Raw genomic sequence first — 25,362 nt, 5'->3', positions numbered from 1 at the left:
ATGCTGAGGAAAGCTCTCTTCCGGGCAGCAGGCCGCACCACGTCCCGAGGACTCCGGGGCCGTGTGGCAGTCTTTCGTGGGTGAGTTACCGCCAGAAGGCGACCGGTGCGGCGCGGCCCGGTTGCGGACGGTCACGGGTGCCGCGTCGACTGCTCGCGGCACTGGCCGGGACGCTTTTCGTTCTGCCCGTCCTGGCCTCCTGTGCCACGCCACCGCCATCCGCGGCGGCCGAGGTGGGTGACGTCGCGATCTCGGAAGCGGACGTGTTCGCCGCCGCAGCCAGCGCGGTCACCGCCATCCAGGCCGGCGCCACCTCCCCGACCACCGGGCCCGGTCCCGTCGAGACCGCGTACTACAACCGCGGCCAGGCGACGTCGGCGATCCGCTCCCAGTTGCTCGAGCAGGCGGCCGCCCGGGCCGGCATCACCGTCTCCGAGCAGGAGGTCAGCACCGCCCTGGCCCAGTCGGCGTCCGCCACCGGCGGGTCCGGCGACGTCGGCCGGCGCGCCGTCCGGGACCTGCTGCTCCTCGAGCGATGGTTCGCCGCGCTGCCCGCCGAGGGAGCGGCCGTCACCGACGTGTCCGTCGGCGTCGACGGCGTCCTGGTCGCCGACCGGGCGGCCGCGGTGGCCACCCGGACACGCTGGCTCAGCCAGCCCGACGTCGTCGACACCGAGGTTTCCACGTCCAGCAACCCGGTGCGCCAGCAGTTCCAGCTCACCACGCGGCCGGCCCTCGGAGCGCTCGGCGTCTACCACGCCGCGGTCGGCGACGTCATCCTCGCTCCGGCCGCGGACGGCGGGGTCGCCGTCCTGCGGATCACCAGCCGGCAGGAGCAGCCGGGCCGGTTGACCGCCGACGACCTGGCCGCGGCCTCCCAGGGGGCCGGCGGCGGCCCCAGCCAGCAGTTGTCGGCCATCTTCGACCTCGGCGCCCTGTTGCTCGCCCCCACGGCCGAGCAGGTGGGGGTCACCGTCAACCCGAGGATCGGCGCCTGGGATCCCCTGTCCGTCGCCGTGATCCCGGTCGGGGACGGCTTGTGACCGACCGCTTCCCACCCCTCGCCCCGGCGATCGTCGGCAACCCCGCCGAGCAGCCCCCGGCGGGTCACACCCTGCTCGACGCCATCGCGGTGATGGACCGGTTGCGTTCCCCCGGCGGCTGCCCGTGGGATGCCGAGCAGACGCCCGCGACCCTGCTCCGCTACCTGGTCGAAGAGTGCTACGAGCTCGTCGACGCCATCGAACGGGGCGACGCCGCCGCCGTCCGTGAGGAACTCGGCGACGTCCTGCTGCAGGTCCTCTTCCACGCCCGCATCGCCGCCGAGACCCCCGCGGAACAGGGCGGTTTCGACATCGACGACGTCGCCGGCGATCTGGTCGACAAGCTGGTCCGCCGGCACCCGCACGTCTTCGCCGACCCCACCGAACGGGAACGGCTGCACACGGCCGCGGACCAGCAGCGCCGCTGGGACGAACTCAAGACGGCCGAACCCGGCCGGTCCGGTCCGCTGGACGGCGTGGCGCTCGGCCAACCCGCCGCCGCACTGGCCGGCAAGATCGGCGCCCGGACGGCCCGGCACGGTCTACCCCTCGATCTGCCCACCGGCGACTCGGTCGGCGAGCGGCTCTACCGCATCGCCGCGCGGGCCGGGGCGGCGGGAGACGATCCGGAGTCGGAACTCCGGGCCGTCGCCCGCACCCAGGCCTCCCGGTTGCAGGGCGATCACTCGCCCGGGTAGACCACCCCGAGCCGCCGACGCACCTCGTCGATCAGCTCGAGTACGGCGACCGACTCCGACGGCGGCAACAGCGGCGACACGGTCGCGCCGCCGTCCACCAGCGTCGCGAAATGCGCCGCCTCGTAGGCCATCCCGCCCGACCCCGGCAGGTCGTCGGCCGGCCGCACCAGCGGGTCGTCGGATCCGGTGGGCCAGAGCGTCATCGTCGCGGGGGCATAGAACGGGCCGGTGAACTCCACCCGGCCCGCCGTTCCACAGACCGCGGCCGTGGTCGGCGTGACGGCCAGCAACGTCGTCGACAGGCAGGCCTGCGCGCGGCCTGCGCTCAGCACCAGGGAGACCTGGGCGTCGACACCCGTCTCCGTGCGCGTGCCGACCGCGACGACGCCCGGGGCGTCGTCCACCGGAGGATGTGTCCCGGGCACCCCGAGGACGAACGAGGCCAGGGACAGCGGGTACACGCCGAGGTCGAGCAGGGCCCCGCCGGCCAGGTGCGGATCGAACAACCGGTCCGTCGGGTCCGGGGTGAAGTACTGACCGTGGTCGGCCAGCACGGTCGTCACCTCGCCGAGGGCCCCGTCGGCCAGCAGCTGTCCGAGGACGTCGGTCTGCGGCAGGAACCGCGTCCACATCGCCTCCATCACCAGCACCCCCGCCGTGGCGGCCGCATCGACGACCTCCCGGGCCTCGCGGGCGTTGCGGGTGAACGCCTTCTCCACCAGTACCGGTTTGCCGGCGGCGATCGCCAGCAGGGCCTGCGCGTGGTGCTCGCTGTGCGGGGAGGCCACATAGACCGCATCGACCTGCGAGTCCTGCACCAGTGCCTGGTAGGAGCCGTGGGAGCGGGCGATGCCGAACCGGTGGGCGAAGGCGGCCGCCCGCTCGGCCGACCGGGAACCGACGGCCACCACCCGCTGCCGGGTGTGGCGGTGCAGCGCCTCCGTGAAGCCGGCCGCGATACGGCCCGGCGCGAGTACCCCCCAGCGCAGCGGCGGGGCGAGCGACGGATCTGGTGTGCGGGCGACGGGGAGGGAACTCACGATGGCATGCTGCCCCATCGGGGGGCCGCGCCGGGCGACCGGGGCAGCGTCGAACAGCGGATCGAGCGGAACGGAGAAGCGGGACCGGTGGAGGACCGACACGCGAGCCGGGCGGCGGCCGACACCGAGCGCTCGCGGACCCGCGACACCCTGCCCGGTGCCTCCAGCGCGGCGGTACCCGGTTCACGCCTGCGACGCTCGCGTCTGGCCCTGCGGTCGGCGCTCGGCCCCGCGTTCGTGGCCGCGGTCGCCTACGTCGACCCGGGCAACGTCGCCGCGAACCTGTCGGCCGGGGCGTCGTACGGCTACCTGCTGACCTGGGTGCTGGTCGTCGCGACCGCGGCGGCCGGTCTGGTCCAGTACCTCTCGGCGTCGCTCGGCATCGTCACCGGCGCGTCCCTGCCGCAGCTGCTCGGCCGCCGGCTGCGCACCCCGGGCCGGTTGGCCTACTGGGCGCAGGCCGAGGCCGTCGCGATGGCCACCGACCTGGCCGAGGTGATCGGCGGAGCGGTGGCGCTGTACCTGCTGTTCGACGTCCCACTGGTGCTGGGCGGTCTCATCTCGGGCGTCGTGTCCCTGGGGCTGCTGGCCGTGCAGGACCGCGGCGGCCAGCGGCCGTTCGAACGCGTCATCACGGCGTTCCTGCTCGTCATCGCCATCGGCTTCGTGTCCGGGCTCTTCGTCGCCCCACCCGACCCGGCGGAGGTGGCCGCCGGACTGGTGCCCCGCTTCGACGGCCTGGGATCGGTGCTGCTGGCGGCGGCCATGCTCGGCGCCACCGTCATGCCGCACGTGGTCTACCTCCACTCGGCACTCACCCGGGACCGGTTCGGAGCGGGGGACCAGCGGACCCCGGCCGGGCCGGCGCGCACCCGGCTGCTGCGGGCCACTCGGCTCGATGTCGTCCTGGCCATGCTGCTCGCCGGTGCGGTCAACATCTCGATGCTGCTGCTGGCCGCCTCGGCCCTGCGTGGACGGGACGACGTCGACACCATCGAGGGCGCGCACGCCGCGGTCAGCGCCACGCTGGGCACCGGCATCGGGGTGCTGTTCGGGCTCGGCCTGCTCGCCTCCGGCCTGGCCTCGACATCGGTCGGCTGTTACGCCGGGAGCGCGATCATGGAGGGTCTGCTGCGCCGCCGGATCAACCTGTTCGTCCGGCGGGCCGTGACCCTCGCGCCCGCCCTGGTGCTGCTCGCCGTCGGTGCCGACCCGACGACCGTGCTGATCCTGTCGCAGGTGGTGCTCTCGTTCGGGCTGCCGTTCGTGCTCGTGCCGCTGCTGCGGCTGACCGGCGACGCGACGGTGATGGAGGGTTCGGTCAGCGGACGCCCGGTCCGGGTGCTCGGCTGGCTGATCGCGGCGGCGATCGTCGCCCTCAACGCGGTGCTGATCGTCGGAGTGATCAGCGGGTCGGCCTGACGTACCGGGCTCAGCCGGCCGTGCGCAGGGCCCGCTGCGGGTCCAGTCGGCCGGTGCGCAGCGCCCACCGCTCGAACCACAGGGTGAAGAACGGGGGGATCGACGCGACCAGGGCGAGGCCGGTGGTGATCCAGGTCCAGCGCTGGGCCCGAGCGGTCAGCAGCGCCACGACGACGTAGGCCACGAAGATCCCGCCGTGGATCGGGCCGAAGACCTTGACCCCGACCTCGGTCGTCCCGGCGATCCACTTGAAGTACATGCCAATGAGCAGGCCCGTCCAGGAGACGGCCTCGGCGATGGAGACGACGCGGAACGCGGTGACCAGGGCGCGGGGGGACATGCCGTCCAGTCTGGCCCGGCCGGGCGCGGGGTTCGGTGCCGCGGCCGCGGATCGCGGCCCATCTCACAACCGTCACGACGGCGAGGTCGGACGTTCACCCACCCGGCCGAACGGCGGCGACACATCGCCGTTACACTCCGGGCACGGTCTTGAGTCCCAGCCACAGGCCCCGGCCGGCTGGGCGGCAACCCTCCTTCCGCGGTGGGGGTGCCCCGGGTGACGACCAGGCGGGCCGCTGCGGTGGCGGTTCGCAAGCGCGGACCGGGACCCCAGAGGTCATCCGACCAGGGACCGGTCCCTGTCTCGGCAGGAGTGCATCCCCGATGAGCACCAACTGGTCCTTCGACACGCGTCAGATCCATGCCGGCCAGCAGCCCGACCCCACCACCAAGGCGCGGGCGCTGCCGATCTACCAGACGACGTCGTACGCCTTCGACTCGTCCGAGCACGGCCGCAAGCTGTTCGCGCTCGAGGAACTCGGCAACATCTACACCCGGATCATGAACCCGACCCAGGCCGTGGTCGAGGATCGCATCGCCTCCCTGGAGGGTGGGGTAGGGGCGCTGCTGCTCGCGTCCGGGCAGGCCGCCGAGAGCGTCGCCATCCTCACCATCGCCCAGGCCGGCGACCATGTCGTTTCCTCGCCGCGTCTCTACGGCGGCACCTACAACCTGTTCCACTACACGCTGCCCAAGCTCGGCATCACCGTCGACTTCGTCGACGATCCGGACGATCTCGAGTCCTGGCGGGCCGCGATCAAGCCCAACACCAAGGCGCTGTACGGCGAGACCATCTCCAACCCCCTGCTCGACGTGCTCGACATCGCCGGGGTCGCGGGCGTCGCCCATGAGGCCGGGGTGCCGCTGATCGTCGACAACACGGTGCCCACGCCCTGGCTGATCCGGCCGATCGAGCACGGCGCCGACATCGTCGTCCAGTCGGCGACCAAGTACCTGGGCGGGCACGGCACCGCGATCGGCGGCGTCATCGTCGACTCGGGGAACTTCGACTGGCAGGCCGACCCGGGGCGCTTCCCCGGCTTCAACAACCCCGACCCCAGCTACAACAACCTGGTCTGGGGGCGCGACCTCGGCCCGGAGGGCCTGTTCAAGGCCAACGTGGCGTTCATCTTCAAGGCCCGGCTGCAGCTGCTCCGCGACGTCGGCCCGGCCATCTCGCCGTTCAACGCGTTCCTCATCTCGCAGGGCATCGAGACGCTGTCGCTGCGGGTCGAGCGGCACAACGCCAACGCCGAGGCGGTGGCCCGCTGGCTGGCCGACCGGCCTGAGGTCGAGTCGGTGTCCTACCCGGCGTTGGAGTCCAGCCGGTGGAACCACCTGCAGCGCAAGTACGCCCCCCGGGGCGGCGGGCCCATCGTCTCCTTCGAGATCAAGGGCGGGGTGGCGGCCGGCGCGGCGTTCAGCGACGCGCTCGAGCTGTTCACCAACCTGGCCAACATCGGTGACGTCCGCTCGCTGGTCATCCACCCGGCGTCGACCACGCACGGCCAGCTCAGCCCGGAGGAGCAGCTGACCACCGGTGTCACCCCGGGCCTGATCCGGTTGGCCGTCGGCATCGAGGGGATCGACGACATCCTCGCCGACCTGGAGGCCGGCTTCCGGGCGGCCAAGCAGGACTGACCGGTCCGTGGACAGACCGACCTCGGCGATGACGTCGGTGCATCGGTCCGGTGGCGACCCCGTGGTCGCCGTCGGGCCGGTGACCGGCGGTCGCCCGGCCGACCGACCGGACGCCGGGACCGACCGCTGGTTCGCCGATCTCGGCCGACTGACGGTCGAGGACGGCACCACGCTGCCCGCCCTCACCGTGGCCTACGAGCAGTGGGGGCGCCTGAACGCCCGGCGCGACAACGCCGTGCTGGTGCTGCACGCGTTGACCGGGGACAGCCACGTCGTCGGGCCGGCCGGACCCCAGCAGCCGACCCCGGGCTGGTGGGACGGGTTGATCGGCCCCGGCGCCCCGCTGGACACCGACCGGCTCTACGTCCTGGCCGCCAACGTGCTGGGCGGCTGCCGGGGGACCACCGGCCCGTCGTCCCCGGCGCCGGACGGCCGGCCGTGGGGATCGCGATTCCCGCGGATCACCGTCCGCGACCAGGTGGCCGCCGAGGTCGCCTTCGCCGACCACCTGGGCATCGAGCGGTTCCACACCGTCGTCGGCGGGTCGATGGGCGGGATGCGAGCCGTGGAGTGGGCGGTCGGTCATCCCGACCGGGTCGCCCGATCGGTCGCCATCGCCACCGGCGCGGCCTTCAGCGGCGACCAGATCGCCTGGAGCACACCGCAACTCGACGCGATCCGACTCGACCCCGAGTTCCGCGGCGGCGACTACTACCCCGGCGCCGGACCGGTGCGGGGGATGGCGGTGGCCCGCCAGATCGCCCACGCCACCTACCGCAGCGCGCTCGAGCTCGACGTGCGCTTCGGCCGTGACCCGCAGCCGGCCGTCGACGGTGCCGCCGAACAGTTCGCCGTGCAGTCCTACCTGCGCCACCACGGCCGCAAGCTCGGCCGCCGCTTCGACCCGAACTCCTACCTGGTGCTCACCGAGGCGATGAACTCCCACGACATCGGCCGGGGCCGCGGGGGCATCACCGCCGCCCTGCACCGCATCACGGCCGAGCTGACCGTTGCGGTGGTGGATTCCGATCGCCTGTTCCCGCCCGCCCAGGGCGAGGTGCTGGCCACCGCCCCCGCCTGCCGGGCACTGCACGTCCTGCACTCGGAGTACGGCCACGACGGTTTCCTCATCGAAGCCGGGGCCGTCGCGGATGTCGTCCGGGATGCCGTCGGCAACTGACATCCGGGGACCCGCGGAGGTCGGCCGCGCTCGCGCGGGGGATTGGGGCTTGGTGTCGGACTTCACCGGCCGGTCACGGTGCGGTGCCAGGATGGGGATGACCCGGGGGCGACAGAAGGCAGGACATCGATGGGCATCCGACTCGGTTACAAGGCGTCGGCCGAGCAGTTCGGTCCGAACGATCTCATCCGGTTCTCCGTGACCGCGGAGGAACAGGGCTTCGACTCGGTCTTCATCTCCGACCACCTGCAGCCCTGGCGGCACGACGGGGGACACGCACCGGCCGCCCTGCCGTGGCTCGGCGCGGTGGGGGCGCGGACCGAGCGGCTACTGCTGGGCACGTCGGTGCTGACGCCCACGTTCCGCTACCACCCGGCCGTCATCGCCCAGGCGTTCGCCACCCTCGGACTGCTGTACCCCGAGCGGGTCATCCTGGGCGTCGGCTCGGGGGAGTCCCTCAACGAGGTCGCGCTGGGCCTGGAGTGGCCGGACGGCAAGGAACGCTTCGCCCGCCTCAAGGAGGCGGTGACGCTCATCAAGAAGTTGTGGACCGAGGACCGGGTGACCTTCGACGGCACCTTCTACTCGACCGACAAGGCCACCATCTACGACAAGCCCACCCAGCCGGTACCGCTGTACATCGGGGCCTCCGGTCCGGCCGCCACCCGGTTGGCCGGCCGTGTCGCCGACGGGTTCATCACCACCTCCGGCAAGGCCCCCGAGCTGTACTCCGAAACCCTGCTCCCGGCGCTGGCCGAGGGCGCGGGCAAGATCGGGCGCACCCTGTCCGATCTCGACCTGCTCATCGAGATGAAGGTGTCGTTCGACCCGGACGCCGACCGGGCCTTGGCCGACACGGCCAACTGGGCCGCGCTGGCGCTGTCGCCCGAGCAGAAGAGCGGCGTCGAGGACCCGATCGAGATGCAGCGGCTGGCCGATGAGCTGCCGGTGGAAAAGGCTGCGTCCCGGTGGATCGTCTCCACTGACCCGGATGAGCACGTCGAGAAGATCCGGCGCTACCTCGATCTCGGCTTCACCCACCTGGTCTTCCACGCCCCCGGAGAGGACCAGGAGCGGTTCCTGCGGCTCTACGGCGAGCACGTGCTGCCGCGGCTGCGGGCACTCTGATCGAGCACGGGTCGACTCCTCGTCCCGTTTGCGACCCCTGCTGCGCACCTGCCGGGCGACCGGAAGCTGAATTGATACAGAAAAACTGCCCCGTTCCGCCGCCCCCGTCGGGTGGGCGGCGTCGTCTGGCTCTAGGCTGAGCCCCGGAACCCGGCGCGGCCGACCTGCACCACCGGTCGGTCGACCGCCTGCCAACAACTCGCACCAGCGAAGGGATGTGCCTGTGGCGGCCATCGAACTCATCGGCGCACGTGAAATTCTCGACTCCCGTGGCAATCCCACGGTCGAGGTCGAGGTCGCTCTGGACGACGGCTCGCTGGCCCGGGCCGCGGTCCCGTCCGGCGCCTCCACCGGCGAACACGAGGCCGTCGAACTGCGGGACGGCGACAACGAGCGGTACCTGGGCAAGGGTGTCCTCAAGGCCGTCGAGTCGGTCCTGGAGGAGATCGGACCGGAGCTCATCGGTTACGACGCCATCGAGCAGCGCGTCATCGACCAGAAGCTCATCGACATCGACGGCACCCCGGACAAGGGCCGGATCGGCGCGAACGCCATCCTCGGCGTGTCCCTCGCGGTGGCCAAGGCCGCGGCCGAGTCGGCCGAGCTGGAGCTGTTCCGCTACATCGGCGGACCGAACGCGCACATCCTGCCGGTGCCGATGATGAACATCATCAACGGCGGGGCGCACGCCGACTCCGGCGTCGACGTCCAGGAGTTCATGATCGCCCCGATCGGTGCGAGCACCTTCCGCGAGGCGCTGCGCTGGGGCGCGGAGACCTACCACTCGCTGAAGTCCGTCCTGAAGAAGGCCGGCTACTCGACCGCGCTGGGCGACGAGGGCGGTTTCGCCCCGGCGCTCAAGGACAGCCGGGCCGCGCTCGACACCATCTCCGAGGCCATCACCAAGGCCGGGTTCACCTTCGGCACCGACATCGTGCTGGCCATGGACGTCGCCGCCACCGAGCTCTACTCGGACGGCTCGTACCGGTTCGAGGGCACGCAGAAGTCGTCCGACGAGATGATCGCGTACTGGACCGACCTGGTGAACAGCTACCCGATCGTCTCGATCGAGGACCCGCTGGACGAGAACGACTGGGACGGCTGGGTGTCCATGACCACCCAGCTCGGCGGCAAGGTGCAGATCGTCGGCGACGACCTGTTCGTCACCAACCCGGAGCGGCTCGAGGACGGCATCGCCAAGGGTGCGGCCAACGCGCTGCTGGTCAAGGTCAACCAGATCGGCACCCTGTCCGAGACGCTGGACGCCGTCACCCTGGCCCACAGCTCCGGCTACCGCTGCATGATGAGCCACCGCTCCGGCGAGACCGAGGACACCACCATCGCCGACCTCGCGGTGGCCACCGGTTGCGGCCAGATCAAGACCGGCGCCCCGGCCCGGTCCGAGCGCGTGGCCAAGTACAACCAGCTGCTGCGCATCGAGGAGAACCTCGGCGACGCCGCCCGCTACCTGGGTGAGCTGGCCTTCCCGCGGTACACCCCGGCGTCCTGACGTCGCGGTCGCACCATCGGCACCGGGCGGCCGGTCGGGTTTCCCACCCGACCGGCTGCTCGTGTCTTCGCCCGTCATCGGCGTGCGACCCGCAGAATGACAGCACCCCGTCGTTCTCGGTGAGTGCCGACGTCGGTGGGTGGGCGTCGGACACGACGCCTCGACGGACAGATGGGTGTGTGGTGGTGGCGGGACCGGTGGACGTGACGGCGGCGGGGTGCAGGGCATGAGCTCCGAAAAGCCCACCTCCGGGGCGTCCGACGGGGCGCGGCGGACCGGCCGTTCGGGTCGACCCCGGCGCGCGGCGCGACCCCGCGCGAACCGCCCGGGCACCGCGCCGACCACCGCCGCCACGGGACTGGCCCGGCGCAGCGGACGCGGGGTCTCCGGACCGGCCAAGCCCGCCGGTCGCACGCTGCTGCCCCGCTCCCGGCTCACCCGGCAGATCACCGCACTCGGGCTCGTGCTGTGCGCGGTCGCGCTCTCGCTGGCCTTCCCGCTGCGCAGTTACCTGCAGCAGCGGCAGATCCTGTCGGCGGCCCAGGAGACCGAGCAGACGCTCGAGCAGCAGAAGACCGATCTGGTGGCGCGTCGGGAAGCGCTGCTCGATCCCGACTATGTGACCGCCGAGGCGCGTCGCCGGCTGCAGTACGTCAAGCCCGGCGACACCGTCTTCGTGGTGCACGCCCCCGCGCTCGATCCCACCGACGCCGGCTCCGGCACCGCGGCCCCGCCGTCGGGGCCCTGGTACGGCGACCTGTGGGCGACTCTGTCCGAACCCTCCTGACCTCGATCGGTACGCATTCCATGAAGTGGCAGCCGGTGACCCCGGCCGATGTCGACGCACTGACCTCCGAGCTGGGTCGCGCCCCCCGCGGCCTGCTGGCCGTCGCCTACCGCTGTGACCACCAGGTGCCGGCGGTCGTGCAGACCAGCCCGCGGCTGCCTGACGGCAGCCCGTTCCCGACCCTGTACTACCTGTGCTGTCGCGCGCTGAACTCGGCGGTGGGCCGGATGGAGGCCGAGGGGGTCATGCGGGAGATGACCGAACGGTTGGACCACGACCCGGAACTGGCCGCGGCCTACCAGGTCGCCCACGAGCAGTACCTCGCGCAGCGCAACGCCATCGACGACCTCGGCATCGACGTCACGGCCGGCGGCATGCCGACGCGGGTCAAGTGCCTGCACGTGCTGGTCGCGCACTCCCTCGCCGTCGGCCGGGGGATCAACCCGCTGGGCGACGAGGCCGTCGACCGGCTCCCCGACTTCTTCCGCGGGGCGACCCCGTGCGCGCGCCTCGACCCGTCCGACCCCGACCCCGGCTCCGGCGGATCGGCCGGGACGAATGTCTGAGGTGGCATCGTCCGACCGGCTCCGCGTCGGGGCGATCGACTGCGGCACCAATTCGATCCGGCTGCTCGTCGCCGACCTGCCGACCACTGGGGTCGGCGACGGCGGCCCACCGCTTGTCGAGGTGCATCGCGAGATGCGGGTCGTCCGGCTGGGGGAGGGGGTCGACGCGACCGGCCGCCTGTCGCCCGCGGCGATCGACCGGACCCAGCGGGCGCTGACCGACTACGCCGGCACGCTGCGGCAGACGGGGGCGACGCGGGTGCGGATGGCCGCCACCTCGGCCAGCCGCGACGCCGACAACACCGCGGACTTCGTCGCCATGGTGCGCGACGTCCTGGGTCAGGATCCCGAGGTCATCACCGGTACCGAGGAGGCCGCGCTCTCCTTCACCGGAGCGGTCGGCGAGCTCGACCCCGCGACCGGCCCGTTCCTGGTGGTCGACATCGGCGGCGGTTCGACCGAGCTGGTGACCGGTGAACGCGTGGCCGGTGCCGCCGGCGGCCTGACCACCCGGCTCTTCGGGGCGATCAGCATCGACCTGGGCTGCGTACGGCTGACCGAACGGCTGCTGCACTCCGATCCGCCGACGGCGTCGGAACGCGGGTCCGCGGTGCGCTGGGTCCGTGAGCAGCTGTCCCGCGGCCTGGACGCGATTCCCCTGGCCGACGGCGCGGGCACGGTCGTCCGGCGGTTCGTGCCGGTCGCCGGGACCGCGACCACGGTGGCCGCCGCCGCCCTGGGGCTGACGACCTACGACGCCGATCGCATCCACCTGAGCACCGTCGGCTTCGACCGGACCCGCGAGGTGGCGGAGTTCTTCCTGGGCGCCACCCGGGCCGACCGGGCGGCGCTGGGCTACATGCATCCCGGCCGGGTCGACGTCATCGGTGGCGGGGCCCTGATCCTCGCGATCCTGGCGGATCTGGTGGCCGAACGGACCGGGCTGCAGGCGATGACGGTGTCCGAACACGACATCCTCGACGGGCTGGCGTTGTCGCTCGGTTGACCCGAGCCGCACTCCGGCCACGGACAGGGGTCCCCCGTTCGCGAACGGAGATTTCGGACATTCACCCCTCGCGTTCCGCAGCGATGGGTTAGCCTGACGGGCGAAAATCCCCCTAACGCCGGAGTTGAGTACCGATGGGCACACTATCCGTCAGCATCGTTCGGTCTAGTGAGCCGGATGACACCCTGATGGACGAGTGGGTGTCGCTGTTCCACCTGCAGCCGGCTCCGGCCAATCCGTTCCTGCACCCGGTGTGGGTGCTGGGCTGGCTGCGCACCTACGACCTGGAGTCCGCGCTCGTCCTGGTGCGGCGGACGGACACCGGTGCGCTCGTCGGGGTGGCCCCGATGTTCGTCCAGCAGCTGTCGGTCGGCCCGGTCAAGGCGGCGCGACGGATGATCCCCGTCGGGTGCGGTTTCAGCTCTCCGTTGGAGATGCCCGGCCGGCTGGCGGCCCCGGGGTGGGGCCGCGAGGTCTCCCGCATGGTGGTCGGGGCGACGATCGGCGACCCGTCGGCCGACTGGTGCGAGATCTCGCTGGGGGAGGACCAGGGCTGGTTCGAGCCCGAATGGGCCTTCGGGGACGCCCCGGTCTCGTTCGGTGAGCACGTCCGGTCCCGGGCCTGCGTGATGTTGACGGTGGAGTCGACCTGGGCGGCGACGCGGTCGGCGCTGAAGCGGAACGTCAAGGAGAGCATCCGGCGCAGCACGAACCGCCTCGCGAAGCACCCGGGATGCACCGAGGTCCGTGAGCTCACCGGCGCGGACCTCGACCGGGCGGCCCTGGATCGGTTCCTCGACCTGCACCGCAGCCGATCGGCGAACGACTCGTCGGGCATCGACCACCACGACGCCTATGCCGACGTCCGTCACCGGGAGTTGCTCCGTACCGTGCTGCCTGTGCTGGCCCGTGAGGGTCTGGCTTCGATGTTCGAACTGGTCATCGACGGCGAGGTGGTGGCCGCCCAGTTGGCTCTGCGGGCGCCCGGCACCGCCTACGTGCATTCCTCGGGATTCCTGCCGTCCGTGTGGAACCTCGGCCCCACCACGCTGCTGCAGTCCGAGGTCGTCCGGACGGCGGTGGAGCGGGGCGACGCCATGGTCAACTTCTCGCCCGGTCCGAGCGTGTCGAAGCTGAGGTGGAGCGAAACCCTGTGGGTCGGACACGATTTCGCCTACGGCGCGGGCGGGCGATCGCTGGCCGCCCGCTACGGAGTCTTCGGTGCGCTCAGCACCGTCAAGGCTGCGCGTCACGCGATGCAGTTCACCCGCCGGCAGCGGAAGTCGACGCAACCCCCGGCCGCCCCGTCCGCCGGGCGGTCGGTGGAGGTCGGATCACCGTCCGTACCGGCCGCTGACGGTCCGTCGCCCCGGCAGGTCGCCGGTCTGGTCCGCACCGGCTGAGTGGCGGTTCGCCGGTAGGTGAGTTGGGCCACGTCCGGCCGCGTCGTGGCTGCTGGACGAGGTGCGGGCCGTCGGCCCGGTCGGCCGACTGTTCCCCCTGAGTGGCTCCGAGATCTAGGTTCGCAAGCGGGACGTGCGCGTCCCGGACGACCTCGGGGCGACACGAAGGGGGTCCTCGATGAGGACGACGGCGATCATCGCCACCGTGGGGCGTGCTGTCCTGGCCGAGCAACTGGCGGCGCTCGCGGAGCAGGTCACCGGACCCGATCAGATCGTCGTCGTCCACAACGGGGTCCCCGGGGCCGTCGACGCCGTCATCGATCGGTGGCGCGACGCCCTGCCGGTGCTGGAATTGATCGAGGTCCCGTCCGACCGGACGGTGGCCGCCGCGCGCAACGCCGGTGCGCAGCAGGCCAGATTCGACGGCCTGCTCTTCCTCGACGACGACGACGTCGTGGCGCCCGGGTACACGGCGGCCGTCGCCGCCGCCCTGGACGGGGCCGACATCGTCGCCGCCCACATCGACCTGGATGCCTTGAACCGGCCCCGGTTGCGGGCCGGCTGGGGTGACATGCAGTCGCACGGGCCGATGACCCACCACGATTTCCTGCCCTGGTCGTCGGGTTGCGCGCTCTCGGTGCGGCGCGCGGCTTTCGACCAGGTCGGCGGGTTCGACGAGAGCCTGACCGTCACGGAGGACACCGACCTGTGTTGGCGGATGCAGCTCGCCGGCGCCCGCCCGGTCGTCTTCGCCGCCGATGCGGTCGTGCACTACCGGTTGCGCGATCGACCCGTTCCGGCCTTTCGTCAGGCCCGGCAGTGGGCGATGGGGGAGGCGGAGCTCACTGCTCGCTTCGAGAACTTCGGTCTGCGGCCCCGCTCGATACGGGACGCGTTGCGGTGGAAGGAGATTCGCCGCTGGGCTCGGCCGGTCAGCACGGTGGTGACCGCCCGGCACCGGGATGATCTCGTCGTCGCGTCCCGTTCCCTCGGTGGTTGCGTCGGCCGACTGCAGGGGGCGCGACGCGGAAACCAGCTGGTCCGCCGGGTGGAGGTCAGGTCCGGCAGCGGCCGGTGACCGACGTGCATCGGTCACCGGCCGCCTCCGTGGGCCGTCGGGATGGGATCAGAACAACTTCTGGTACAGCGCCGCCGACTGCGGGGCCCGGGTCCGGTTGGACGGGAACAACGAGTACTGGTTGTTGGCGTAGAGGTAGTTGAAGTAGCACTCGTAGAGCAGCTTCCCGCCTCCGGTTCCACCGTTGCGACTGAAGAAGTCGTACATGAACTGGATGTAGGCCGGCTGATCCCCGCCCGAGTCCATGTTGATGCCCCACTCGGGAACGGCGAACGGCTTGCCGTGGGCCGCGGCGAACTGACGGTGGGCTTCGAGCTGGAGCGGGGCGCCGGTGCCGTCGAACATCGGGAACTTCCAGTGCTGGGAGTAGAAGTCCGTGGCGTACACGTCGACGTAGGCGTCACCGGGCCAGAGCTGCCGCCAGTCGTAATAGGGGGACTGCACGGTGTTGGCGTTGGTGTTGAAGACCAGCTTGGCCTCCGGGAAGTAGGCCTGCTTGATGCGGGCCATGCGCTGCCAGGCGGTCTTGAAGTCGTTGATCTCCGAGGCCCGCACGGAATGCTGGAACCAGTTGCCGTTCATCTCGTGGGCGAAGCGGATGTAGAAGGTGCCGCGCGACTTGCTGGTCCAGGTCGACCGCGCGTTCTTCATCATCGCGATCCACTTGTCGTCCAGCGCGCCCGAGGCCGCGGTCGACCAGCTCGCACCCCACAGGGCACCGGGGGACCAGTCGATCGAACCGGTCCAGTTCTGGTAGTCCTGGCCGGGATAGAACTGGTAGGCGTGCGAAGCGTTGTCGAAGTCGGTGTCGGACCAGGTCGTCGCGATCGGGGTAGGACTACCCCGCCAGGCTCCGAAGGACCCGTCGCCCATACCGGCTCCGCTACCACCCGAGAGCCACGCCCGGTCCCCGGTGGACGGATTGCCGGTGGTCGGAGCCGTGGTGGTGGGGGGAGTCGTCGTGGAGGGGGTGCTGGTCGGGGGAGTCGTGGGCGTTGTCGGGGCCGGTGACGTCGTCGAGGGCGCGGTGGTGGGCACCGGTGTCGACGTGGTCGGCGTCGGGGACGCCGAGGGAACGCCGTCGGTGATCTCGATGCGGTCGAGGTTGATGTTGGCCGAGGATCCGTTGCCGCGGCGGCCGGTCCAGCTCAGCGTCAGGGTGTGGTCGCCCGAGGTCAGTGACTGGGCGGAGAACACCTCGGTCAGCGTCTGGCTGCGGGCGTAGTAGTCGACGTCTCGGCTGACCCCGTCGATGCGCACGGAGCCGATACCGCCCTGCGGCTCCTTGAAGGCGAACAGTCGCACGCCGGTCCCCGTGAACCGCAGGGTGACCGTGTCGCCGGCGGCGGTGGCGAATCGGTACCGCTCCAGGGATGCGGTGAGGTTGCATCCGGACCAGGCGCGGGTGCAGGTGTCCCAACCGCGTCCCGAGTAGACCAGCGAGGAATCGCCGTCGTCGACCGAGGCAGCGGCCGACAGCTGGATGCCGGCGGGCGCCGACGCGGCGGTGGCGGGAAATTGAGTCGTCACCAACCCGGCCAGCACGGTCACGACGAGGCCGAGAACGGCGAGCAGTCGAGTGCTCGCGCGGCGGCCACCATGGGCCGCGGTGGGGGGCGGGGGCGGGTCGGCGGCACGCCGTCGCTGGGGGCTCATCGTCATCTCAGTCCTTGTCGCGGGGGCGGATGGGCCGACCCCGCTACCCGGAGTCACCTCAAATCACACTGAGTAACGCTACGGGTCGGTTCTGAAGAGTCACAAGGCTGAACGTCAAACTCCGTCGTCGGAGGGAATGCGGACGGTGGGTGATCAATCTGCAGGGCCTGTTCTAGGTCATCTGCATTGCCTCGATCCGTGGCCCCGTGGCCCCATGGGGGCACGCGGTCGAACCGGCGTGAGCACTCCGTGATATCGGTCCGTCGCCGGGCCGTCCGACCTACTTGTCGCGGAAGTCCGAAATCGGACGTCACGGCCCCGACCGCGGACGGTGACGATCGATACGGTGAGAATTCCCGGGTGGCTCATCGAAAGTGGACCACGGAGCGCGAACATCCCCGCATTTGGTCACGTTCTGCTGATTGTTGACCCCATACGTCCGACTTCTCGCCCGGAAGGCCGTAGTGTTTGTGCCTGGATCGTTGATTCGCAGTGCGCCACGGGGGCCGACGCAGTCCTGACCGGTGCCCTTTCCCGGTCGTCTTCTCGTTTCCTGACGTCCGGGGGGTCCGGTGGTCGCGATCCACAGCGACCCGTTCGGCGGGCGCGCTTCGTCCGGTGGTCGTGGCGACGACCTGCCGGGCGGTGAACCGCGTGCCCCACCACGGGTCCGCAGCGGACGGACCCCGTTACTTGGAGGATTGATGCGCATTCTGGTGACCGGCACCGAGGGGTACCTCGGCAGTCTGTTGGCCCCGGAACTGAGTCGACGCGGCCACGACGTCGTCGGCCTGGACACCGGCTACTTCAAGTCGGGCTGGCTGTACCGCGGTACCGACCGCACGGTGTACACCATCGACCAGGACGTCCGCGAGGTCACCCAGGAGCAGCTCGAGGGCTTCGACGCCATCGTGCACATGGCCGAGCTGTCGAACGATCCGATGGGCGACCTGCTGGGTGACCTGACCTACCAGGTCAACCACAAGGGGACCGTGCGGCTGGCGAAGCTGGCCAAGGCCGCCGGGGTGCAGCGCTTCATCCACATGTCGTCCTGTTCGGTGTACGGCGTGGCCGAGGGCATCGTCGACGAGTCCTCGCCGGTCAACCCGCAGACCGCCTACGCGGACTGCAAGGCCCTGGTGGAGAAGGACGTGTCGGCCATCGCCGACGACGACTTCTCCCCGACCTTCATGCGCAACGCCACCGCCTTCGGCGCCTCGCCCCGCATGCGGTTCGACATCGTGCTGAACAACCTCTCGGGTCTGGCGTACACCACCCGCAAGATCTCGATGACCTCGGACGGCACCCCGTGGCGCCCGCTGGTCCACGCCATGGACATCGGCAAGGCCATCCGCTGCGCGCTGGACGCCCCCCGCGAGGCGATCCACAACCAGGTGTTCAACGTCGGCAGCAACGAGCAGAACTACCAGGTCCGCGACATCGCCGAGACCGTGGCCGCCGCATTCCCCGGTTGCACCACCGAGTTCGGAGCGCCGGGCGCCGACAACCGTAGCTACCGCGTGAATTTCGACAAGATCCACGCCGAGCTGCCGGGCTTCTCCTGCGACTGGGACGCCGCCTCCGGCGCCGAGCAGCTGTCCAAGATCTTCTCCTCGATCGACCTCGACCCGGAGACCTTCACCGGCCGCGGCCACACCCGGCTCAAGCAGCTGGAATACCTGCTCAAGACCAAGCAGATCGACGCCGAGCTCCTCTGGACGGTCAAGTAACCATGAAGTTCGAGACCACCCCCATCGCCGGGGTCGCCATCATCGACCTCGAACTGCGTGAGGACGATCGCGGCTTCTTCGCCCGCAGCTTCTGCCAGGACGAGTTCGCCGAGCACGGTCTGCTGCCGGACGTCGTGCAGTGCAACATCTCGTACAACTACGAGGCCGGAACCCTGCGTGGCATGCACTACCAGCTGCCGCCGGCCACCGAGGCCAAGCTGGTCCGTTGCATCGCCGGGGCCATCGTCGACCAGATCGTCGACCTGCGGCCGGACTCGCCGACCTATCTGCAGCACGTCTCGGTCGAGCTCAGCGCCAAGAACCGACGGGCGCTGTACGTCCCGCCGATGTTCGGCCACGGGTACCAGACCCTGGTCCCGGACACCGAGGTCATGTACCAGGTCAGCGAGCGGTACACCCCCGGTCAGGAGCGCGGGCTGCGGCACGACGACCCGGCCCTGGGGCTGAGCTGGCCGGTGCCGATCACCAAGATCAGCGAGAAGGACGCCAACTGGCCGCTTCTCGAGCTGTCCGGGGCCGCCCGATGATGCTCGTCGATTCCGCCCTGGCCCGTCGGCAGGCGCAGGGTCGGCCGATCCGGGTCGGGATGATCGGCGCCGGGTTCATGGGCCGCGGGGTCGCCCGGCAGATCGTGCAGTACACGCCGGGCATGGTGCTGGCCGCCGTCTCGAACCGCCGGCTGGCCGGTGCCGAGCGCGCGTACCGCGAAGCCGGTGTCGACGATCTGGTCACCGCCGATTCGGCCGCCGCCGTCGACCGCGCGATCGAGGCCGGTCGTCCGGTCGTCACCGAGGACCCGTTCGCCATCTGTGCGGCCGAGAACATCGATGTCATCTGCGATGTCACCGGTGCGGTGGAGTTCGGTGCGGCGGTCACGCTGGCCGCGTTCGAGGCCGGCAAGCACGTCGTCACCATGAACGCCGAGCTGGACGGCACCGTCGGACCGTTGCTCGCGCACCGGGCCCGGGCCGCCGGTCTCATCTTCTCCGGGGTCGACGGCGACCAGCCGGGCGTCGAGATCAACCTGCACCGGTTCGTCTCCGGGCTGGGACTGACCCCGCTCGTGCTGGGCAACATCAAGGGTCTGCAGGACCGCTTCCGCAACCCCACCACCCAGGAGGGCTTCGCCCGCCAGTGGGGCCAGGACCCGCACATGGTCACCAGCTTCGCCGACGGCACCAAGGTGTCGTTCGAGCAGGCCATCGTGGCCAACGCCGTCGGCATGACGGTGGAGAAGCGCGGCATGCGCGGCGCCGACCACCGCGGGCACGTCGATGAGCTGACCAAGGCCTACGACGTGGACCAGCTGCGCGAGCTGGGCGGCGTGGTCGACTACGTCGTCGGCTCGCAGCCCGGACCGGGCGTCTACTGCCTGGCCACCATCAGCGACCCGGTGCAGGAGCATTACCTGAACCTGTACAAGCTCGGTCAGGGCCCGCTGTACAGCTTCTACACCCCTTACCACCTCTGCCATTTCGAGGTGCCCACCAGCCTGGCCCGGGCGGTGGACTTCGCCGACGTGGTCATCGCGTCCGCGGGCGCGCCGCAGGTCGAGGTCGTCGCGACGGCCAAGACCGACCTGCCCGCCGGGACCGTCATCGACGCGCTGGGTGGCTACCACTCCTACGGCGAGTGCGAGCGGGCCGACGTCACCGCGTCCGAGCGCCTGCTGCCGATGGGGGTGGCCGAGGGCTGCACCCTGGTGCGGCCGGTGGCCAAGGACCAGACGCTGACCTATGACGACGTCGTGGTGCCCGAGGGGCGCCTCATCGACAAGCTCCGTCAGGAACAGGCGCAGGTGTTCGCGTGACCGACACGCTCGACGACACGGCCGGTCCGGCCGCGGGTCGGCAGGCCGAGCCGGTCGGCGCGGATTCCGCGCCGTCGTACGAGGTCGTCCTGGTGACCTACCACAGCCACGCTCAGGTGGCCGGTCTGCTCGACGCCCTCGGCCCCACCGTCCCGGTCGCAGTGGTGGACAACGCCTCGGGCGCCGACGGTGTGCCGGCGCTGGTCGCCGGCCGGGCCGGGACGCGCTGCCTCGACGGGGAGAACGTCGGCTTCGCCCGGGCGGCGAACCTGGGGGCGCGATCGTCGACGGCGGACTACCTGGTCTTCGTCAACCCGGACACCCGGCCCACCTCGGCGGTGCTGGAGTCGTTGGTCGCCGATCTGGCCGCTGACCCGACCCTGGGCAGTGTGGCAGCGGCGACGACCGGCGCCGACGGTCGCATCGAGCTCGGCGTGGGTGGCTGGGAGCCGACTCCCCGTCGCGCCCTGGTCTATGCCTTCGGTCTGCATCGTCGCTGGCCCCGAGCCGGGGTCGTCGCCCGACCGCAGGTCGGCGAGGAGATCGAGCTGGGCTGGATCACCGGCGCCTGCCTGGCGGTACGGCGCGAGACCTTCCTGCGGCTGGGCGGTTTCGACGAGCGCTACTTCGTCTACAACGAAGACATGGCCTTCGGGCGTGCGGTGCGGGAGGCCGGACTCCGGCAGCGCCTGCGCACCGATCTGCTGGTCCGGCACGCCACCAGCAGCTCGGGACCGCGCGAGACGGCGCGCCGCGGCGCACAGCTGCCCAAGATGCCGCAGCAGAAGGGCGCGTCGATGGCGTCCTATCTGGTCGACCACAACGGGCCGGTCGTGGCGACCTTCATGCGGGCCGTCCTGATGGCCGGATTCCTCCCGCGGCTGGGGGTGGCCGTCCTGCGACGCGACCGGGACGCCCGTCGTCACCATCTGGCCTATCTCAAGGGTCAGGCCACCAGGCGTTCGCCCTACCGGTCCTGACGCCGCCGTTCCTGCTGCCCGGTCGACCCTGATGTGGGTCGGCCGGGCCGCCGGAACCGCCCCCAGGGCAGGACAGCGACGACCACGGCGACGACGCTCAGCAGATCCGCCGCGTGCACCCCGTGCTGGTAGCTGAGATCGAACAGGATCGGCCCCTGGGCCGGGTGGTCCGGGAGCGGCCACGATCCGGCAGCCAGAACGAGAACGACCCGCCACGGCCATCTCCCGCCGCGGATCACGGCGACGGACGCCACGATCATCGCCGTCAACGAGGCGAAGGCCCAGATGTCCGCCACCGGGCCCGGCCGGGTCCACGGGTCCAGGAAGCTCAGGTCGGGCAGCAGATCCCGCATCCAGGTCGGGATCAGGCCGGCCATCACTGGACCGTCGGCGTCGCGGCGACCGTCGACGCCGACCGCTCCCGCACGGCCGCCCGCGCCTTCAGGAGCCACAGGGGCAGCGTGACGATCTCGGTGACGGCGATGGCCCAGGCCGCCCCCACGGCCCCCCACAGGGGGATGCTCACGGCCAGCAGGACCACGAGCAGCGGGGCCTTCCACACCTGGATCGAGAACGTCTTGCGGGCCTGCCCGAGCCCGTAGAGCACGGATGCCGGGGCGGTGCCCAGTGCGGCGAAGAAGGCGGTCACCGACATCGGCAGCAGCACGGTCTGCGCGCCGCTCCAGGTGTCACCGAGCAGCCCGAGGCCAACGCCGTCGGGGAGCAGCAGGACGACGACGCAGTAGACGGCGGTGATCCCGCCCATCGCGCTGATCATCGTCAGACCGAGCCGGGTCAGTGCGCCGGCCGAGATGTCCGGCCGGCGGGCGATCTCGGGGATGGCGAACAGGAACGACGCGGCCACCAGGATCCCGAGCGGCCCGAGCAGGACCTGCGCCGCCCGCAGCGACCCCACACCCGCTGCGTCACCGGTGAGCGCGACGGCGAGGATGCCGATCTGGCCGACCCCGGCGGTCATCACGTACTCGGCCAGCAGGTAACCCGTCAGCGGACGCTGCTGCCAGCCCCACCGGGCGGCCCCGGCGACCCGCGGCGTCGCGCCGAGCAGTCGCAGGCCAACCAGGGCGGCGATCAGCGCCGACACCCCCCATAGCGCCAGGGGCCACCCGATGTCGGACAGCCCCAGCAGCTGGGCGACCAGGAGCGCGGGGAACAGCAGGGCCGCCCACAGTGCGTCGATGCCGGCCGCCGCCGCCGGCCGGCCGCGGGCGAAGAACGCCATCCGGCTGATGTCCTGGGCGAGCAGGCCGGGCAGGCAGACGCCCAGCACGATCAGCGCGGTGGACAGCTCGCCGCCGGTGAGGACGCCGGCCAGGACGCAGAGGGCCCCGCAGACGACGCCCACGAGGACCGCCGCCCCGAGGGCCGAGCGGGTGGCCACACGGAAGGCGGCGGGCTCGGCGGAGGCGAACGTGATCTGCAACGGCTGGCCGATGAGCGCGCGGGTGACGCCGATGAGGAAGGTGAAGATGAGGAACGCCATCGAGAAGGCACCGAAGACGTCCGCGGAGACCGTCCGGGCCACGAGGACCGACAGCAGGAAGTTCGACAGGGCGGACAGCACCTGATCGACGACGGTCCAGCTGACGCGGCCCGCGACCTGGCGAACGCGGACCGGGATCGGTGAACGCATCTGCTGCTTCCTTCCCGGGTGGTTCTGACGGTCTCGTGCACGAGAACCCCGAACCCGAGCGTCCGACTCGAGGCCGTGGCGCCCCAGGCACCTGCCGTGCCTGAGGCGAACGGGGTGGCGGAGCGTTCCCGCCCGGGCAGCGTTCGCATCCGAATGACGGACGGGAGAAGCGCAGGAGGAGACCCGATGGCCTCCCGAGGGAACGCAGGGTCACTCTACGGCCCGACCGGGGGCCGCGGTGGCACGATCGGAGTGACGGACAGATGTACCCGGTTGAGTGGGTCGTCGGGTTTCGCGGGGGACCGCTGCGGCCCAGGCGGCGCGTCGTGCCCCGGAGGGACCACCGTGGGGGTGAAAAGACCGGCTGTCGACATGGTCGCTCTCCAGTCATCACCCATTCGGCCGCATCCGCCTGGTGCTCTCGGATGCGTACCGGGTCGACGTCATCACATTGCGTGTCGCAAAACGGGGATGCATACTGTTTTCGACGTTCATCCCTCCTCGAATGCAGGAAAGCGGTGAACTCTCCGTGATCGATGCGTCGGTCATCTCACCGCGGGGGAGCGGTACTGCGCCTCGTTGACGTGGCGCCCCTTCGACCAGACCCGGTCGTCCAGAGTTCCGGAAAGGAAGACGTGCTGCCCGTTCTCGCCGAGCACCTGGCGACCGCCCGGTCCGTGCTGTCGTCCGCCGTCTTCGAGTACTACGACTCCGGCGCCGGCGCCGAACTCACCCGGCACGAGGCCGCGCAGGCGTGGGACAGCTTCCGTCTGCGCCCCTGGCCCCTGCGTGACGTCGGACAGGTCGACACCTCGGTCGACCTGTTCGGCCATCGGTACGCAACCCCCATCGCGGTCGCACCGTCGGCGTTCCACCAGTTGGCATCCGTCGACGCCGAGCCCGCGACCGGGTCCGGCGCGGCCGCGGCCCGGGCCCTGTTCGTGCTCTCGACCCGTTCGTCCGTGCCGGTGGCCGCTTTCGGCGCCCACATGGGGGCGCTCGACGCCCCGTGGTGGTTCCAGGTCTACGTCATGCAACGTCGTGACGTGACGATGCGCATCGTCGAGGCGGCCGTCGACGCCGGCGCCCGGGCCCTGGTCCTGACCGGCGACACGCCTTACGTCGGGCGCAAGCGCAAGGTCGCCGGCGTCCGCATCTCCATGCCCGACGACGAGTACCTGGTCAACGTCAGGCCGTACCTGCCGGCGGATATCCGGTCGGACAACGTCGCCGCGCGGGCCGCCGCCGCCCAGGATCCGTCCATCACTCTGGAGACCATCGACTGGTTGACCCGAGCGACCGGTCTGCCCGTGCTGGTCAAGGGCGTCCTGCGGGGCGATGCCGCCCAGGACTGCGTCCAGGCCGGGGCAGCGGGGATCGTGGTCTCCAACCACGCCGGCCGCCAGCTGGACCGGGCGGTGCCGAGCGCCCTGGCGCTGGCCGAGGTCGTCGCGGCTGTCGGTGATCAGGTCCCGGTCCTCGTCGACGGCGGCATCACCAGCGGCCTCGACGTCCTGGTCGCACTCGCCCTGGGCGCGCGTGCCGTCATGATCGGCCGACCGGCGCTCTGGGCCCTGGCGGCGGACGGCGCTACGGGCGTGACCGCCGCGCTGGACGCCCTGACCGACGACCTGCGGCACAGCCTGGCTCTGGCCGGGCTCACGAGGGCGGACGCGGTGCCCCCCGACCTCGTCGTGCGGGCCTGAGCCGGACCACGTCCGGACGACTTCACCGACCACTTCCGACCCACCCGACCCGACCACCCGAGGGATGACATGACGACCATCGAAGGCACCACCCCGAACCCGGCCGACATCCCGGTCGTGATCCTCTGCGGCGGGATGGGAACCCGGTTGCGCGAGGCCAGCGAGAAGCTGCCCAAGCCGCTGGTGGACATCGGCGGCAAGCCGATCCTCTGGCACATCATGAAGACCTACGAGGCGCACGGCTTCCGCCGGTTCATCCTCTGCCTCGGCTACAAGAGCGAGCTCATCAAGCGTCATTTCCTCGAGATGCGCGAGCAGGTCAACGACTTCACCCTGCACCTCGGCTCGCAGCAGGCGCCCGTCTTCCACGACGAGACGCTGGAGGAGAACTGGGAGGTCACCTTCGCCGAGACCGGTCTGGAGACCGGCACGGGTGGCCGCATCCGCCGCATCCGCAAGTACCTGGGTGACGCCCCGACGTTCGCCCTGACGTACGGCGACGGCATCGGGGACGTCAACCTGTCCGCGCAGCTGCAGCAGCACGTCGAGTCCGGCCGCCTGGCCACCGTGACCGGGGTCCACCCGACCAGCCGGTTCGGCGAGGTGCACGTCGACGAGGCCGCCAAGCAGGTCGTCGAGTTCAACGAGAAGCCGACCCTGGCCACCGGCTGGGTGTCCGGCGGGTTCTTCCTGTTCCAGCGTGAGTTCGCCGACCGTTACCTGGACGACGAGCCCGGCCTGCTCCTGGAGCAGGCGCCGCTGCAGCGGGTGGCGCGGGACGGCCAGCTCGGCATCTTCGCGCACGAGGGTTTCTGGGCCGGCATGGACACGTTCCGCGACTGGACCGATCTGAACAAGCGTTGGGACAGCGGCGACGCGCCCTGGAAGGTCTGGAAGGACTGATCCCCCCGCCGCCGGGCCCCACCGGGCCCGGCGCACCGCCCACCGGCGTTCATCCGCCCGG

General features: G+C 71.1%; 22 protein-coding genes, 1 pseudogene and 1 riboswitch. Of the genes and pseudogenes, 18 read left to right on the top strand and 5 right to left on the bottom strand.

What is annotated here, in order from left to right; genetic code table 11:
- Positions 1 to 80: 80 nt before the first annotated feature.
- Together FDO65_RS09120 and FDO65_RS09115 are read left to right on the top strand one after the other, a co-directional pair.
- Entirely contained in the window at positions 81 to 1,043 is a 963-nt protein-coding gene (locus FDO65_RS09120) for a SurA N-terminal domain-containing protein (protein WP_166442102.1), read from the top strand.
- Between the two features lie 2 nt (positions 1,044 to 1,045).
- Positions 1,046 to 1,720: pseudogene (locus FDO65_RS09115) on the top strand (nucleoside triphosphate pyrophosphohydrolase); the annotation flags it as partial.
- A 5-nt stretch (positions 1,721 to 1,725) separates the two neighbouring features.
- On the opposite strand, the gene FDO65_RS09110 reads toward FDO65_RS09115, so the two are convergent.
- Positions 1,726 to 2,799: a Gfo/Idh/MocA family protein gene (locus tag FDO65_RS09110; protein ID WP_137448997.1), complete on the bottom strand. Its 1,074-nt coding sequence runs from the start codon at positions 2,797 to 2,799 to the stop codon at positions 1,726 to 1,728.
- Here FDO65_RS09110 and FDO65_RS09105 point away from each other — a divergent pair.
- A complete protein-coding gene (locus FDO65_RS09105) occupies positions 2,788 to 4,203 on the top strand; it encodes an Nramp family divalent metal transporter (RefSeq protein ID WP_137448996.1) in 1,416 nt (471 codons plus the stop codon). The genes FDO65_RS09110 and FDO65_RS09105 overlap by 12 nt on opposite strands.
- Before the next feature lie 10 nt (positions 4,204 to 4,213).
- Here the strand turns inward: FDO65_RS09105 and FDO65_RS09100 are convergent, their stop codons facing one another.
- Entirely contained in the window at positions 4,214 to 4,543 is a 330-nt protein-coding gene (locus tag FDO65_RS09100; RefSeq protein WP_137448995.1) for a DUF3817 domain-containing protein, read from the bottom strand.
- A 145-nt stretch (positions 4,544 to 4,688) separates the two neighbouring features.
- Positions 4,689 to 4,806, top strand: a riboswitch (SAM riboswitch).
- Positions 4,807 to 4,866: 60 nt separating this feature from the next.
- Here FDO65_RS09100 and FDO65_RS09095 point away from each other — a divergent pair.
- The 9 genes from FDO65_RS09095 (at position 4,867) to FDO65_RS09055 (ending at position 14,841) form a co-directional block, all read left to right on the top strand.
- The gene (locus FDO65_RS09095) at positions 4,867 to 6,183 is read left to right on the top strand and encodes a bifunctional o-acetylhomoserine/o-acetylserine sulfhydrylase (protein ID WP_137448994.1); all 1,317 of its coding nucleotides are present in this window, start codon (positions 4,867 to 4,869) and stop codon (positions 6,181 to 6,183) included.
- Positions 6,184 to 6,190: 7 nt separating this feature from the next.
- Positions 6,191 to 7,363, top strand: coding sequence for a homoserine O-acetyltransferase MetX (metX, locus tag FDO65_RS09090; protein ID WP_240757507.1), 1,173 nt, complete (start codon positions 6,191 to 6,193; stop codon positions 7,361 to 7,363).
- Between the two features lie 129 nt (positions 7,364 to 7,492).
- Entirely contained in the window at positions 7,493 to 8,491 is a 999-nt protein-coding gene (gene fgd, locus FDO65_RS09085; protein ID WP_137448993.1) for a glucose-6-phosphate dehydrogenase (coenzyme-F420), read from the top strand.
- A gap of 223 nt (positions 8,492 to 8,714) precedes the next feature.
- A complete protein-coding gene (gene eno / locus FDO65_RS09080) occupies positions 8,715 to 10,001 on the top strand; it encodes a phosphopyruvate hydratase (protein ID WP_137448992.1) in 1,287 nt (428 codons plus the stop codon).
- Positions 10,002 to 10,227: 226 nt separating this feature from the next.
- Positions 10,228 to 10,788 (top strand): FtsB family cell division protein, encoded by a 561-nt coding sequence (locus FDO65_RS09075; RefSeq protein ID WP_137448991.1) that lies wholly within the window; start codon positions 10,228 to 10,230, stop codon positions 10,786 to 10,788.
- Positions 10,789 to 10,808: 20 nt separating this feature from the next.
- Positions 10,809 to 11,354 carry a DUF501 domain-containing protein gene (locus FDO65_RS09070; RefSeq protein ID WP_137448990.1) on the top strand — a complete coding sequence of 182 codons (546 nt, stop codon included), beginning with the start codon at positions 10,809 to 10,811 and terminating at the stop codon, positions 11,352 to 11,354.
- Position 11,355: 1 nt separating this feature from the next.
- A complete protein-coding gene (locus FDO65_RS09065) occupies positions 11,356 to 12,360 on the top strand; it encodes a Ppx/GppA phosphatase family protein (protein ID WP_240757506.1) in 1,005 nt (334 codons plus the stop codon).
- Positions 12,361 to 12,548: 188 nt separating this feature from the next.
- Positions 12,549 to 13,763, top strand: coding sequence for a GNAT family N-acetyltransferase (locus FDO65_RS09060; protein WP_166442101.1), 1,215 nt, complete (start codon positions 12,549 to 12,551; stop codon positions 13,761 to 13,763).
- A 178-nt stretch (positions 13,764 to 13,941) separates the two neighbouring features.
- Positions 13,942 to 14,841, top strand: a complete 900-nt coding sequence (locus FDO65_RS09055; protein ID WP_137448987.1) for a glycosyltransferase family 2 protein — start codon at positions 13,942 to 13,944, stop codon at positions 14,839 to 14,841.
- Positions 14,842 to 14,889: 48 nt separating this feature from the next.
- Here the strand turns inward: FDO65_RS09055 and FDO65_RS09050 are convergent, their stop codons facing one another.
- The gene (locus FDO65_RS09050) at positions 14,890 to 16,503 is read right to left on the bottom strand and encodes a glycoside hydrolase family 26 protein (protein ID WP_137448986.1); all 1,614 of its coding nucleotides are present in this window, start codon (positions 16,501 to 16,503) and stop codon (positions 14,890 to 14,892) included.
- A gap of 698 nt (positions 16,504 to 17,201) precedes the next feature.
- Between FDO65_RS09050 and FDO65_RS09045 the strand changes: the two genes are divergently transcribed.
- From FDO65_RS09045 to FDO65_RS09030, 4 genes are read left to right on the top strand one after another with little or no spacing between them, the layout of a single operon-like run.
- Positions 17,202 to 18,227, top strand: coding sequence for an NAD-dependent epimerase/dehydratase family protein (locus FDO65_RS09045; RefSeq protein ID WP_137448985.1), 1,026 nt, complete (start codon positions 17,202 to 17,204; stop codon positions 18,225 to 18,227).
- A gap of 2 nt (positions 18,228 to 18,229) precedes the next feature.
- On the top strand, positions 18,230 to 18,775 hold the full coding sequence (rfbC, locus tag FDO65_RS09040) for a dTDP-4-dehydrorhamnose 3,5-epimerase (protein WP_137448984.1): 546 nt from the start codon (positions 18,230 to 18,232) through the stop codon (positions 18,773 to 18,775).
- The gene (locus tag FDO65_RS09035; protein WP_137448983.1) at positions 18,772 to 20,058 is read left to right on the top strand and encodes an NAD(P)H-dependent oxidoreductase; all 1,287 of its coding nucleotides are present in this window, start codon (positions 18,772 to 18,774) and stop codon (positions 20,056 to 20,058) included. The genes rfbC and FDO65_RS09035 overlap by 4 nt, the downstream gene beginning before the upstream one ends.
- The gene (locus tag FDO65_RS09030; protein WP_137448982.1) at positions 20,055 to 21,038 is read left to right on the top strand and encodes a glycosyltransferase; all 984 of its coding nucleotides are present in this window, start codon (positions 20,055 to 20,057) and stop codon (positions 21,036 to 21,038) included. Before FDO65_RS09035 ends, FDO65_RS09030 begins: the two co-directional genes overlap by 4 nt.
- Here FDO65_RS09030 and FDO65_RS09025 read toward each other — a convergent pair.
- Together FDO65_RS09025 and FDO65_RS09020 are read right to left on the bottom strand one after the other, a co-directional pair.
- A complete protein-coding gene (locus FDO65_RS09025; protein ID WP_137448981.1) occupies positions 21,026 to 21,415 on the bottom strand; it encodes a hypothetical protein in 390 nt (129 codons plus the stop codon). The two genes, FDO65_RS09030 and FDO65_RS09025, sit on opposite strands and share 13 nt — an antisense overlap.
- A complete protein-coding gene (locus FDO65_RS09020; RefSeq protein WP_137448980.1) occupies positions 21,415 to 22,692 on the bottom strand; it encodes an MATE family efflux transporter in 1,278 nt (425 codons plus the stop codon). Before FDO65_RS09020 ends, FDO65_RS09025 begins: the two co-directional genes overlap by 1 nt.
- A gap of 635 nt (positions 22,693 to 23,327) precedes the next feature.
- Between FDO65_RS09020 and FDO65_RS09015 the strand changes: the two genes are divergently transcribed.
- Both FDO65_RS09015 and FDO65_RS09010 read left to right on the top strand, forming a co-directional pair.
- On the top strand, positions 23,328 to 24,398 hold the full coding sequence (locus tag FDO65_RS09015; protein WP_240757505.1) for an alpha-hydroxy acid oxidase: 1,071 nt from the start codon (positions 23,328 to 23,330) through the stop codon (positions 24,396 to 24,398).
- 69 nt (positions 24,399 to 24,467) lie between these two features.
- Positions 24,468 to 25,301 carry a glucose-1-phosphate cytidylyltransferase gene (locus FDO65_RS09010; RefSeq protein ID WP_137448978.1) on the top strand — a complete coding sequence of 278 codons (834 nt, stop codon included), beginning with the start codon at positions 24,468 to 24,470 and terminating at the stop codon, positions 25,299 to 25,301.
- The last annotated feature ends 61 nt before the right edge of the window (positions 25,302 to 25,362 follow it).

Source organism: Nakamurella flava, assembly GCF_005298075.1.
Classification (GTDB): domain Bacteria; phylum Actinomycetota; class Actinomycetes; order Mycobacteriales; family Nakamurellaceae; genus Nakamurella; species Nakamurella flava.
The sequence above is the reverse complement of the archived record's forward strand: the minus strand, read 5'-3'. Positions and strand labels throughout refer to the sequence as shown.